The sequence below is a fragment of the Salinivibrio sp. MA351 genome, from assembly GCF_001996065.1.
GTDB classification, from domain to species: Bacteria; Pseudomonadota; Gammaproteobacteria; order Enterobacterales; family Vibrionaceae; genus Salinivibrio; species Salinivibrio costicola.
Genome location: NZ_MUFG01000001.1, coordinates 20,096 through 33,571 on the forward strand (window position 1 = coordinate 20,096; position 13,476 = coordinate 33,571).

The 13,476-nt window shown below is 49.0% G+C and carries 10 protein-coding genes; 2 read left to right on the forward strand and 8 right to left on the reverse strand.

Annotation, left to right across the window (positions count from 1 at the left end; all coding sequences use genetic code 11):
* The first annotated feature begins 131 nt into the window (after positions 1 to 131).
* Positions 132 to 932, forward strand: a complete 801-nt coding sequence (locus tag BZG78_RS00095; protein ID WP_077660054.1) for an inner membrane protein YpjD — start codon at positions 132 to 134, stop codon at positions 930 to 932.
* Positions 933 to 1,000: 68 nt separating this feature from the next.
* Positions 1,001 to 2,287, forward strand: a complete 1,287-nt coding sequence (locus BZG78_RS00100) for a CNNM domain-containing protein (protein ID WP_077646079.1) — start codon at positions 1,001 to 1,003, stop codon at positions 2,285 to 2,287.
* Positions 2,288 to 2,318: 31 nt separating this feature from the next.
* Here the strand turns inward: BZG78_RS00100 and BZG78_RS00105 are convergent, their stop codons facing one another.
* The 8 genes from BZG78_RS00105 to BZG78_RS00140 form a co-directional block, all read right to left on the reverse strand.
* Positions 2,319 to 4,967, reverse strand: a complete 2,649-nt coding sequence (locus BZG78_RS00105; RefSeq protein ID WP_077660055.1) for a LuxQ periplasmic sensor domain-containing protein — start codon at positions 4,965 to 4,967, stop codon at positions 2,319 to 2,321.
* Between the two features lie 3 nt (positions 4,968 to 4,970).
* Positions 4,971 to 6,050: a substrate-binding domain-containing protein gene (locus BZG78_RS00110; protein ID WP_021022067.1), complete on the reverse strand. Its 1,080-nt coding sequence runs from the start codon at positions 6,048 to 6,050 to the stop codon at positions 4,971 to 4,973.
* A 280-nt stretch (positions 6,051 to 6,330) separates the two neighbouring features.
* Positions 6,331 to 6,849, reverse strand: coding sequence for an S-ribosylhomocysteine lyase (gene luxS, locus BZG78_RS00115; protein WP_021022068.1), 519 nt, complete (start codon positions 6,847 to 6,849; stop codon positions 6,331 to 6,333).
* Positions 6,850 to 6,877: 28 nt separating this feature from the next.
* A complete protein-coding gene (locus BZG78_RS00120; RefSeq protein ID WP_077660164.1) occupies positions 6,878 to 7,495 on the reverse strand; it encodes a hypothetical protein in 618 nt (205 codons plus the stop codon).
* 14 nt (positions 7,496 to 7,509) lie between these two features.
* Complete coding sequence (gshA, locus tag BZG78_RS00125) at positions 7,510 to 9,087, reverse strand: glutamate--cysteine ligase (RefSeq protein WP_021022070.1); 1,578 nt, start codon at positions 9,085 to 9,087, stop codon at positions 7,510 to 7,512.
* Between the two features lie 95 nt (positions 9,088 to 9,182).
* Complete coding sequence (locus tag BZG78_RS00130; RefSeq protein ID WP_077660056.1) at positions 9,183 to 12,032, reverse strand: pitrilysin family protein; 2,850 nt, start codon at positions 12,030 to 12,032, stop codon at positions 9,183 to 9,185.
* Positions 12,033 to 12,042: 10 nt separating this feature from the next.
* On the reverse strand, positions 12,043 to 12,465 hold the full coding sequence (locus tag BZG78_RS00135) for a YqaA family protein (protein WP_021022072.1): 423 nt from the start codon (positions 12,463 to 12,465) through the stop codon (positions 12,043 to 12,045).
* Positions 12,466 to 12,470: 5 nt separating this feature from the next.
* Positions 12,471 to 13,427, reverse strand: a complete 957-nt coding sequence (locus BZG78_RS00140; RefSeq protein ID WP_077660057.1) for an NADP-dependent oxidoreductase — start codon at positions 13,425 to 13,427, stop codon at positions 12,471 to 12,473.
* Positions 13,428 to 13,476 lie beyond the last annotated feature (49 nt).

Sequence of the window (13,476 nt, forward strand, 5' to 3'; positions counted from 1 at the left end):
AATCGCTGTCGCGAAATTACTGAGATTATACCGCAATCCCCCCATCACTTGCATGTATCGATAGCGACAGAGATTGAGGCAAGGTATACTCACACCTTCATTCTTATTGATTAACTGACTGATCGGTGACGATGGAAATTCTGACAGCCTTGTTGGCATCACTGCTTTATCTGGCCGCCATTTTGCAGATCATCCCCGGCTTGTCCAGCAACAATCAAATTAGTGCGAAGCCGGTCTTTTTCACCGCACTGGCTGCGCTGGCGTTACATGCTTATCTGCTCAAAGATCTGATTTTATCAGGAAGTGGGCAGAATCTTAGCATGCTCAACGTCGCCTCCTTGGTGAGTTTTATCATTGCGATGATGACGACCGGGCTAATTTTCCGATTGCGGCTATGGTTCTTGCTGCCGGTGGTTTATGCCTTTGCAGGACTAAACCTTGCGAGCGCGACCCTGCTGCCCGGTGCCTTTATTACACATCTTGAATCACACCCAGAGGTGCTATTACACATTTCTCTGGCTCTGTTTTCATACTCAACATTGATGATTGCTACCCTGTACGCATTGCAATTGGCTTGGCTGGATTATCAGCTCAAACACAAAAAGCGCCAGGTGATTAATCATAATGTTCCTCCTTTAATGATGGTGGAGCGTCAGCTTTTCAACATCATTTTAGTCGGACAAGTATTATTAACACTCACTCTAATCTCTGGTTTTGTCTTTGTCGATGACATGTTCGCGCAAGGAAAAGCGCACAAAGCCTTCCTCTCGATGGCCGCTTGGGGAGTCTATGGTGTGCTCCTTTGGGGGCATTATCAGTCCGGCTGGCGTGGACGTCGGGTGGTCTGGTTTAGTATCGTGGGCGCGTTTCTCCTTACTCTGGCCTACTTTGGTAGCCGGTTTGTTCGTGAGATATTGATTGCAGTCTATTGATTACGCGCATTTAGCGTAAACACTCGAGCACACGCTCTGATTTTAAAACAAACGTAAGGAACAGTTCGTTGGACGACATATCGACGGGAATATTAATTTCCCTTTTGGTATTGCTTATCGTCATTTCCGGTTATTTTTCCGGGTCTGAGACAGGCATGATGGCACTTAATCGGTACCGGTTGCGCCACCTCTCTAAATCAGGCCACAGTGGCGCTAAGCGGGTCGAAAAACTGCTTACTCGGCCAGACCGATTGATTGGGCTTATTCTGATCGGTAATAACCTGGTAAATATTCTTGCCTCTTCAATCGCGACCGTCCTAGGGTTACGTTTGTATGGCGACGCAGGGATTGCGATCGCAACCGGTGTATTAACGATGGTGATCCTGGTGTTTGCCGAAGTCACGCCCAAAACGCTGGCTGCTCTTTATCCAGAGCGCGTATCGTTTATTAGCAGCCATTTGCTCACCATCCTAATGAAGGTGTTTTATCCGCTTGTTAGCCTAGTGAACTTTATCACCAATGGCTTTTTGCGCTTGTTAGGAATAGGCGCTAAAGCCGACGGCAAGGATAATCTAAGCACCGAAGAGCTGCGAACCATTGTCAACGAAGCCGGTAGTTTGATCCCCCGTCGTCACCAGCATATGTTGCTATCGATTCTAGAGCTTGAAGAGGTGACCGTGGATGACATCATGGTGCCACGCAATGAGATCACTGGGATTAATATCAATGATGACTGGAAGTCCATCATGCGCCAATTCACGCATGCCCCGCATGGAAGAATGGTGTTATATCGCGATACCATCGACGAGGTGGTTGGGATGCTGCGCGTCCGCAAAGCCTATCGCCTGATGGTTGAGAAAAACGAATTTAATAAAGAGACGCTGCTTCGCGCCGCCGATGAAGTCTATTTTATTCCGGAAGGCACGCCACTGAACGTACAAATGCTTAAATTTCAGCGTAATAAGCAACGTATCGGCTTAGTGGTAGACGAATACGGCGACATGATTGGCCTAGTGACGTTAGAAGATATTCTCGAAGAGATCGTGGGTGAGTTTACCACCTCTTTATCACCGAGCTTGGCCGAAGAGATTACGTCATTGACCGATGGTGGCTATTTGATTGAAGGTAGCGCCAATATTCGCGATTTGAATAAGAGTCTTAACTGGACCTTACCCACTGACGGCCCCCGTACCCTCAATGGTTTAATCCTCGAGCACTTGGAGGATATCCCTAAAAGCCGCTTGAGCATTGAAATTGATGGTCACCATATTGAAATTGTCGATGTTGCCGACAATATGATCAAGCAAGTCAAAGTCCTCCCTACAGACCAACCCGACGCCAATATTAGTGTTTAGACCATGCAGCGCACAACGTTAACTCTCACACTCATGAGTCAGCGTGTGCGCCATGTTTTAAGTGACGGAGCTTTAAGTGGCGGAGCGCCTCGATAAAGCTGGCTTCTTTAATCGGTTTGACGATGATGTAATCCGCGCCTGCTTGGTAAAAAGCGTCATGCACGCTGCCATACGCATCGGCCGTGCAAGCGTAGATGGGGACACTTAACCCGAGCGTTTGCCGTATGGCCTGCGTTGCTTCTACGCCACCAAGATTGGGCATATGGTTGTCCATCAACACCAAGTCATACTGCACTTGCTGAAGGCGCGCTAATGCTTGTTCTCCATCTTTCACCCACTCCACCTCAATATGATATTTATGGCAAAATGCTTGGGCGACCATAGCATTAATCTTATTATCCTCAACCAATAAGACGCGCTTGATGCCGAGCGACACAGGATCGAAAGGCTCGTTTTCTGGCGCCTTGGCCGGTTTATTGTCCACCAAGGTGAGCGGCACCTCGACCACAAAGCGGCTGCCTTTATCTGGCTCACTGGTCACATCAATGTCACCTTCCAGCAAGTCTAATAGACTTTTAACAATCGACAGGCCCAGGCCGCTACCACCGTAAGTCCGCGTCACACTGGAATCCGCTTGTACAAAGGGATCGAACAAAGACTCAAGCGCCTGCTGGTTCATTCCTATCCCGGTATCACTCACTACGAGACGCAATGTATATTGACGCAATGTAGATTGACGCCATGTAGATTGACGCAATGTAGATTGATCTGACGAATTTTCATTCCCGTCTGTTTTTTCTACTTCACGTTGCGCTAGGGTGACCGTCAGCCCAACCTGCCCTGCATGAGTAAATTTTATCGCATTACTCATTAGGTTGAATAAGATTTGTGTGAGGCGGGACTGATCCGAGCGCACCATGGTATCAGCCGCAATCGGTGCATCGATATTCAATAAGATAGACTTGCTTTCACAAAGCGGTGTGTAAATATTCTCCACCGTGCGAATGATATCTTGGAGATAAAACTCCCCATACTCGATGGTCATTTTACCTTGTTCAATCTTAGACAAATCGAGGATATCATTGAGTACTGTGAGTAAGTGCTCACCACTTTGGTATAAACTACCAAGTAGGTCTTTTTGTGCCTTATCCTCAGCTCTATCATTTAATATTTGCGTGATCCCCAAAATGCCGTTAAGCGGCGTGCGTATTTCATGGCTCATTTTGGCTAAGAACTCTGATTTAGCGCGCGCGGAGGCTTCCGCTGCTTCTTTGGCTCGCTGGCTTTGTTGCTCGGCTTCGATAAGAGATGTAATTTCTTGACCTTGGCCGATCACCGCTTTGACTTGGTTATCAACCATTAAAGGTGCAAGATTCCAGCGGTAAACGCGACGGTCAATCTCAATATTGACCCCTTTGAGGATGGTCCCATTAACCGCGCGCTTTAGATGAGGAGAGATGGCATACATAAACTGATCATACAACCAGCTTGAGGCATGGATTTGTTCATCATAGTTCAGCTTCAACTTGGCTGCTGGATTGATACGGGTGATAGCAAAGTCCGTGTCCCAAACAATAATCGGTGATAGCGCGTAATCAAATAAATCTTGTAGGGAGCGCTCTTTCTCGTGCAGCGCATGAAAAGTCGACTCTAAAGTTTTACCGATGTGATTAAACTCTTCAATATCGGATCCGGCAAACGGCAAGGTACGTTGACGTGATCGCGCCCCTTGGCTATATCGCATTAGCCTATCGAGCGAATCCGCGACCCGAGTTTTCACAAAACGATTGACCCAAAAAGCGGCGATAATAATGATTAGGGTAGTGAGCAATAAGTTGATGCCCATTTGCCGCTGTAATGTGACAACATTGTCATTACGTTGCGCCGATAACAATGAAATTTTGGTTGACTCACCGCCGATGCGAAGCTTGGATTGGCTCACTAAGTAGTGCCGAAACGCTTGACTGCTCTCCTCGCTCGGCAACGTTAACGCCTTGCCTATGTCATCGTTACCACTAAGAGTAGATGCTAAGGTTGCATTGTCTGCCGATAGCCATACCGCCTGAGTGTCACTGGCACGCTGCAAACTTTTCACAAACGAAAAGTTGCCATTCAGCATCACGACCACATACAAATATCCGCCGAGTTTACCGTTTGATTGAAAAACGATCGGCGTTTTCCGCATCAGTAAATAACCTTGCTCTGTATCCGTGGTGACAGTGGTTAAGGTCCAACGATTAATACTTCGTAATTGCAAACGCAGCTGATCCAATCCCTCATTATCAATACCGTGAAACAAGCTACTGCCATCATGCCATAACACACGGTCGTCTTTAGCGATAAAACGAAAGTCAGGGGTATTTGCAACATCTTGTTGCTCTTGTTCGATAAAATAGTCATCAAGTGCGTCACTGTCTTCACTGGCGACCAGTGATTGGAGTGTCATACTTGCAGCATTGGTATTTTGATGAATTTGTAGTGCCGTTAAGCGACTATCAAAGACGTTTTGCAATAGACGAGAAGTTTGTACCAAAGTACGGCTAATCTCTTGATTAATCCCCGCCAAGGTCAACTGGTAACTTTGTATGTAAACGCCCGCGGTCACACATAAGAAGAAGACCACAATCAAGCGAGTCAGTAATTGCGATAGTGATAATTTAGGTGAGCCAAGGGTGGGCATGATCTAATCCGAGTATCTAAATGCATGTTGCTTAAGTTTTTCTATTCGATCCGGATCATCATATTGAGTGACGACGTTAAACCGACCTGAGTACACAACAGGCACAGCTTTTTGTTGTAGATCGCGTTTGATGGCTTCAGCCATCGCCACCCCGGTATCATCGTTCATACGCATCACGGTTGCGTCTAGTTGTCCTGACATAACAGCATCCAATTCAGCGGACCCGCCTCCCCAACCGTTAACACCAACTTCCTCTCTTCCCAACTCTTCAAGCGCTTTGATTGCCCCAAACGCCACATCCGTCGCGCAAGCATAAATAAAGTCGAGTTGCGGATTATTGTTTAACATGGCTTTGGCTGCCTGATAACCAGAATGTTGGTCACCTTTGGTGTAATAAGCCGAGACCAATTGACTATCACCATGGCGACTCATGGTTTCAATAAAAGTGTCCCCACGTGCATCACTCACATAACCTTGAGAAAAAAACAACACCGAGTAACTTGCCCCTTTCGGATAACGCGTTTGATAATAATCAGCCAGTAGCTGACTGCCGCGCTGATGGTCAAACCCCACGTAGAGAAAAGGCTGATTACCTTGCCACGCTTTTACCGGTGTGGTGATATTTTGCAATATGAGCTTGGTTTTTTTCTGTGATAGCACATGATTAATAAACTTACGGTGACGAACACTGTTTAAGGTAAACACAAGATAGTCGGCACCGTCACGCAGCGCCGCATACAAAGACGCACTTTGTTCTCGTATGTCGTTGTTCGGTCGTGTTGTGACTTCTTTTAACTGATAAGGAATATTAAGCGCTTGTAAGCGACGTTCGAACGCTCGCACATTACGCTGCCAATAATCAGAGATTTGCTGACCCGGCACGACCACTGAAATTTTTATCGGTGCCAGCGCACGTTGCATTGGCGCAGGATCGGCTTGCACTTGTTTATCGAGTGTTGCCGTCAGCGCTTTTTGCTCAGGATACCGTGCAAGAAACTCGTCATATGACCAATAGCCATTTAACGACGCTTGCGCACTCGGCACCGTCACCAACAACATGATACCTAGCAGGTAATGATACATACTGATGGGCCGAATATGATGTCTTGTGCGTAAACTCACTTTGGGTTTCACAGCCTTTTTTGATGGTCGATTTCAGTTGTCAGCTTAGCGAAACCCAGGCGAATACGCAGCGACAAAATGCAGAAGCGTGCTTGAACAGGCAAAAAAGCTGCAACGACGCCTACACTTCTCTTGGGTTTATCTAGCTATTGAGACAAAAATAATGAAAAGAACACTCAAATCGGGAGGGGGGCGGTAACACAGAAGGCAGTGTTACCGCAAAGGGATGACTGGTCGCGTTTTAATCGACGCGCAACGTTTGCAACATCGATTCGGGCAGCGATAGATCATCATTTTTGTTGACGGTCACACCTGCATCTATGATTGCACGAGCAATATCTTTGGCTTCATTCAACGAATGCATCTCATAAGTACCACATTGATATTCGTTAAGCTCCGGAATTTTATCTTGCGAAGGAACAATAAGGACATCTTCCATCGCAAGCTCCCATGCTTTAGCAACCTCCGACTCTTGGGGCTCGCCAATCAAGCTCATATAAAAACCGGTGCGGCAGCCCATCGGTGAGATATCGATGATCTCCACCTTGTCACTATTCAGATGATTACGCATAAAGCCAGCGAAAAGGTGCTCCAAGGTATGGATCCCTTTTTCGGTTAAGTGCTGTTCATTGGGACGACAAAAACGCAAATCAAACACAGTGATGGTGTCACCGCTGGGCGTTTGCATGGTTTTTGCGACCCGTACCGCCGGTGCATTCATGCGGGTATGGTCAACCGTGAAGCTATCTAGTAGTGGCATCTTTCCTCCTTCATTCATCACTGCGGCCTTAAAATGGCCACCAGCTCAGATTGTCTTCTAGTCGTTGCCGGCACCCTTTTAGCTGCCAACCGTAGTCCTTTGCTTGTTGTTCGACTTTACGCGCCACCCGTTTGAGCCCTGGTTTTCGCTCAAATGAGCCACGTTGAAATCCGCCTCTTCCTTCATGGTAAGCTAAATATTGCCGGTAAACATCCCATTGCGACACCCCAAGCTGACGATGCGTTTCTGATGTGTACCAGCCTATAAACTGTAACGCATCGGCAAAGTCGGTGCGAGAGCCGCCATTGTCTGTGGCTTTTTGATAGTCTGACCACGCGGGGTCTTGTGCTTGCGCATAACCATATGCGCTGCTCACTCGCCCCCAGGGTAAAATGCCTAATACATAGTCACGTGGAGGCAAAGCATCGTGAACGAACGCGCTTTCTTGCTTCACAAATGCCATCGCGACCTGAATAGGCGTCCCCCAGCTGTCTTCCATCTCGACGGCCGCCTCAAACCAGTCAGGATTTTGCTCAAAAATCGTACAGACATTGCTGGGGTTATCCGGTGGCGGCGTCGCGCACCCGGGTAACAATATCATGGCGGTGATTATCCCGAATCGGTTGAGAATACGCGTCCTGCTCATCGCCATTATTCCAGTTACCAGCTTTCTGCCATCGGCACATCTTTGAAATAAGCGTTTAGAAACTGCTCAAAGCTTTGTGTGTCACTGGCTTCTACCGCTTTTTGACGTGCCATACTGTCTTCGGCTTCTCGGAGAAAGTCGACATCACTGTGAACCTGATACGGCACATCAGCCAATGCCTTCTTGTGCTCACTCGCCAAGCTTAGACCAACACCACCAATTCCGCCTTGCGCAATCACGTCTGCCAGCACACGCCCTGATAAGGTTAGTTCGGGGTTATCAAAACACGCAATCATTTTGTCGCATACGCGCTCATAGCGGCTATCACCAACGGTCTGATCCATCACTTTGGCTAATTGTTTCAGCTCTGCCATCACCTGACGTCCCCACTCGGCCTGAGTTAAGGTACCGCCATTGCACCCTGTGGTTAAGGTTAAGCCGGGTTTTCGCCCTTCAAGTACAATTTTATTCCAGTTATCCCGCCAGCAATTCAGTTCCGGATCGGACATGGGGTCGGAGGGCGATAACGCACACCAAGACACAAATAAATCGAGAAAATGCACTTGATCTTCTTCAATGCCAATAGGGCTGTAAGGATTCACATCTAGTGAGCGGACTTCTATGTACTCTACTCCGCCGCGGCTTAGTGCTTCGGTCGGCTTTTCGCCGCTTTCCGCATTACGCTTTGGTCGAATCGGAGCATAAAGCTCATTCTCAATTTGCAGCATATTGGTATTGAGTTGTCGATAGGTTTCACCGTCACGAATCCCCAACTGTGCAAATTGCTGCGAAGGGGTACGAATAGCGCGACGTAATCCTTCTAAATATTGCTCTAATGTATTAAAGCCTATTTTCAAGTCGGCTTGGGCGTTGTTGGTATAGCCTAAATCACTCAAACGCAGGGACGTTGCATACGGCAAGTAACAGGTTCCCGATGGCATATGCTCAAACGCCAGCGGACTGTCAGTATGTTTGATAAAGGATCCACACAAAGCCGGTGATGCACCAAACAGGTAAGGGATCATCCAACCATGGCGGTAGTAATTACGGATCAAATCAAAATAGCCTTGTGTCACCGCAGCTTGGCTAACAGTCTCTGAGTGATACAGGTGCTGCCAAAACGCCTCAGGGAGTGAGATATTAAAATGCACGCCCGAGATCACTTGCATCACACTGCCATAACGGTGCTTGAGTCCCTGCCGATAAAGCGTTTTCATCCGACCAATATTCGAGCTGCCATATTGCGCCAAAGTAATATCGTCTTCCGATGCGACCACACAAGGCATTGACATCGGCCAGAGCTGTTCATCATCCATCTGTTGATAGGTAAAACGATGAATATCCTGCAACTCGTCTAACATCCCTTTCACCGAGGTGTTGACTGGAGTAATAAATTCCAATAACGACTCGGCGAAATCGGTGGTAATCCAACGATGCGTCAATGCGGCGCCAAGTGCGTCTGGGTGCGCAGTTTGCGCTAAGTGACCATTCGGTGTAATACGAAGTGCTTCACGCTCGAGCCCTCGGGCTATCCCCTTTAATGCGTCTGGGTTTTGCGCTAACCGCGCTAACCGCTGGGTGAAATCAGTCAAAATGTATCTCTTATTTGTATGCTGCGTGGTGGTCAATATAAACAAGCTATTGCTCAAAAGCCATCACGCAGCGGGGTAAGTTTATCCAATCCGTATTAACGGTAATCTAACGCCAGCCTATTGACTGGCAAGCCAAGTTGACGCAGATCCCCTTCCAAACGCTCTGCATCGCCAACCACGATGATTTGGTAGTCGTTAGGATCGAACCAGCGCGATGCTTGGGCATTTAGTTGTTGGCGTGTCAGTGAATACAGCATGGCTTTTTGGGCTTCACGATAGTCGTCATCCAAATTAAACGCCTCAATGTGCGCAATCAAGCCCGCTTTTTCCCACGGTGTTTCATAATTGAGTGCATCCTGCTGGCCGCTCGATTGACGTAAATAGGCAAGCTCTTGCTCAGTAAATCCATTTTCGTGCGCGTGGGCCATTTCTTTCCAAAGCTCTTTAATGGCCTCGGCACTGGCATCCGCACGCACATCGGCACCGACTTCAATGGTCCCAGTTTGACGACCACCATACACAGCACTGTGGGCGCCGTAGGTGTAACCTTTATCTTGGCGTAAGTTTTGGTTGATGCGGGCATTAAAGTTTCCGCCGAGATTAAAGTTAGCTAAGCGGGTTTTAAACATGGGGCCGGTTGCGTCGTAAGGCATGCCATGACGTATCATACGAATACTGGTTTGTGGCGCTTGTGGTTTATCCACTAACCAAATTTGTGGACTTTTTTCGTCTCGAGGCACGGGCCTTGCTACTTGAGCATGCCCCTCAGGAGTCGGTTGCCAAGGTTGAATCCGGTTAGCGAGATTGATCGCATGCTCACGGGACAAATCACCCACCACGACAAGCTGACTTTCTTTCAACACATAATGCTGTTGATAAAAGCGTTTAACGTCGGCAAGGGTGAGCGCGGTAACGTCTTCTGCCACACCACCTTGCGGGGCACGGAAGGTTGCATCTTGATAAAGCAATTGGCTAATAGCCTGATCTGCCAACCAGCCCGCATCGTCGGCGCGTGACGCCATTCCCTCTAATGCTTGTTTTTTGAGCCGCTCAAAATCTTGCTCCGCAAACGTCGGTGCACTGATCACCTTATTCACTAATTGAAGCGTCTCTCCCAGATGCTTTTTCAAGGATGTCACGGTCAATGTCGTATGATAAGCCTCTGGATTAACACTCATCTGACTGCCAAGTTTATCTAGCGCTTGGGTTAATTCCGCGGCCGACATTCCCGCGCCGCCTTCTCTGATCATACTAGCCGTGAGCTCGGCGATACCACGCTTATCATTCGGCTCCATCAACACACCTGCCGGCAAGCGAAGTTGCAAGGTCACCGTGGGGGTCTCGCGACTGACAGTGCCTGCCAGGTGAATACCATTGTCGAGATCCGCGCGATAAATAGTAGGAACATGGACAGTCACGCTTCCATTCGGGGGCGGGATCAGGCTGCGGTCAAAGCGTTCAGGCGTGTTGCGTAACGCCAGTGTATCCGCATTATTTTGGCTAGCGACGTGGCGATAATCAGGGCGCTGATAGACAAAGTTTGCCGGATAAGCGACCAAATCTTGACGCCCTTCAGGCACCACACTGAGGTTAACAGCAGGTTGATTGCTTACCCACTGTTGATAACTGTCCATCACCTTTTGAGGCGTTACAGCATCCAAACGGGCTAGGCGTTGTGTCAGTATGCTTGCGTCGTCATGCAACGTATAGTCACTGGCCAGTTGTTCTACTTTGCCATCGACGCTTTGTAGGGCAAAAATGTTATCCGCTTCTACCATGGCTTTGATTTGGCTGATATCGTCTTGGTCAACGCCTTGCGCCGCAAATGTCGCCATGCTCTGGCGCAGTAGCGTGCGCACCTCAGCTAACGACTGATCTTGACTGCCGACACCATAGATCTCGAAGGTGCATGCAAGCTCACCGCACTGATGCGATGCGCCTGCACTAAGCAGTTTTCCCGTTTGCACCAATGATTGGTAAAGGACACTATCTCGCCCTTGTCCCAACACATTGGCCAGGACACTCAGACGCGTACTGGTGTCTGTCTCAGGCGTACTGGTGGGGAAGCTCATGATCAAAACAGGCTGCGACACTTTATCTTCTAAAGTGACAAATCGATCGGCTTCCAGAGTGACAGGCTGAGGGTCTGCCGCGGGGATAGTTGGCCCTTGCGGGATGTCACCAAAGTACTTTTTCACCCACGCTAAGGTTTGTTGTACATCAATATCCCCACCAATGGTCAAGGTGGCATTGTTGGGACCGTACCAACGTAAAAAGAATTGCTTGAGGTCATCGACATCAACGCGGTCTAAATCTTCCACGTAACCAATCACCGGCCATGAATAAGGATGACCTTCGGGGTATAGCGCTTGATTAATGGTTTCGTTAACGCGGCCATAGGGAACATTGTCTATCCGAAAGGCTCGCTCGTTTTTCACCGTATCACGCTGCACTTCAAACTTACGCTGCGACACGGCATCCAACAGAAAACCCATGCGATCGGATTCTAACCAAAGTACACGTTCTAATTCATTAGCCGGCACCGTTTGATAATACTGGGTAGTATCGCGGTTGGTCGAGCCATTGTTATAGCCACCGACTTCTTTGATACGCTTACCATGATCGTCAACGTGCTCTGAGCCTTCAAACATCATATGTTCGAAAAAGTGCGCAAAGCCGGATTTGCCAGGCTCCTCACGCGCAGAGCCAACATGATAGCGCATGTCGACACTGACTAAGGGATCGGAGTGGTCTTGGTGCAGCAAAACAGTCAGCCCGTTATCGAGCGTAAACTGTTGATAAGGCACTTGGGCACTGCCCGGTGGTGGCGAGACTGTTTCTATCCAGGTCACCCCCTTTGGCGTAGCAGGAGGCGATGTTTCCAGTCGCTGACACCCTGTCAGAACGGATAAAACGAGAACAGCGACGAACAATAAGCGTTGCATATGATGATTCCTACCCAGTGACCCAATTAAATGACCAAACAATAACCATGTAACGCGATGCTTTGGCGATAAAGATAACCGCCCAACACCATGATTGACGCAAACGTAGCCAACCGGCGACCACGCACAAAGGGTCGCCAATGATGGGGACCCAACTCAATAATAAAGCCGCATAACCATAACGTTGCAGTCCCAAGTGCGCACGACGATGCCAGCGTTGGTGCGGCTGATAATCCGGAATCCAACGGCCGATGGCATAGTTGGTCATGCCTCCAAGGGTGTTTCCGACGGTCGCAATAGCTACAATTACGCCATCAGCAAACTGTTGCTGAGTTAATAAGTAAACCAAATTCGCTTCTGAACCACCTGGCAACAAAGTGGCACTCAAAAAGCTGGTGACAAACAGTGTCGCCAACGCCGACCAGTCGTCCATGGTTGTTACGACGACGGCATTTCTAATAGTCGCTTACCGCGTGTATGACCAGACTCGAGCGCTTTATGGGCTTGCGCCCCTTGTTCTAGAGGGTAGACAGCGGCAATATCAATATGAAGCTCGCCTTGATCAAGCATGTCAAGCAAGCGCTGAGTTTGCCAGGTGTTGGGCTCAACCAGCATCCCCGTGGCTTTTAATCCTCGCTCGGCCGCAGCAGCGGTGATCATATCACGTGTATTGGTCGGCACCGTGACCACACGTCCACCGGTTTTTAGGCTCGCAAGTGCTTCAATGCCCGTATCGCCACCGACCAAATCAATCAGTACATCAAACTCGCCCTGCGCTGTCGCCCAATGTGCCTGGTGATAGTCTATCGGTTTCGCATCTAGCTGGCGCAAAAATTCATGGTTGCCCGGCGATGCTGTCGCATACACCTGAGCCCCCGTTCTTACTGCTAATTGTACCGCAAGGTGGCCCACTCCCCCGGCCCCCGCCAAAATCAGTATTTTTTCGTCACGGGCGAGTTTGACATGCTCGAGCGCTTGCCACGCCGTGAGCCCGGCAAGTGGTACCGCGGCAGCATCCACCATTGGGACACTGGGTGGTACCGTGGAAAGCAGTCCGGCGTCGGCAGCCACATACTGGCTATATCCCCCTCCCTCGGTCGGGAAACCAATCATTCCTGCCACGCGATCCCCCACATCAAACTTACTTTCGTTGGTGCCGTTTGCCACCACCACACCGGCCACATCGTAACCGGGTACCCAAGGCAGCTTATCTTGGTTATGTTCCGCCGCCCAACCCAGTCCGGCACGGGTTTTAGCATCGATCGGGTTCACGCCCGCGGCTTTTACCTGAATTAACACCTGCTCTTCCGACGGTGAGGGGATAGCACGGTTTACTGGGGAGAGAACCTCTGGCGCACCGAATTCGGTAATCGCAAGAGACAAGTTATTCGACATATTGACTCCTTTCGCATGCCATTATGCTTTCATGGCGCAGGTAATAAAT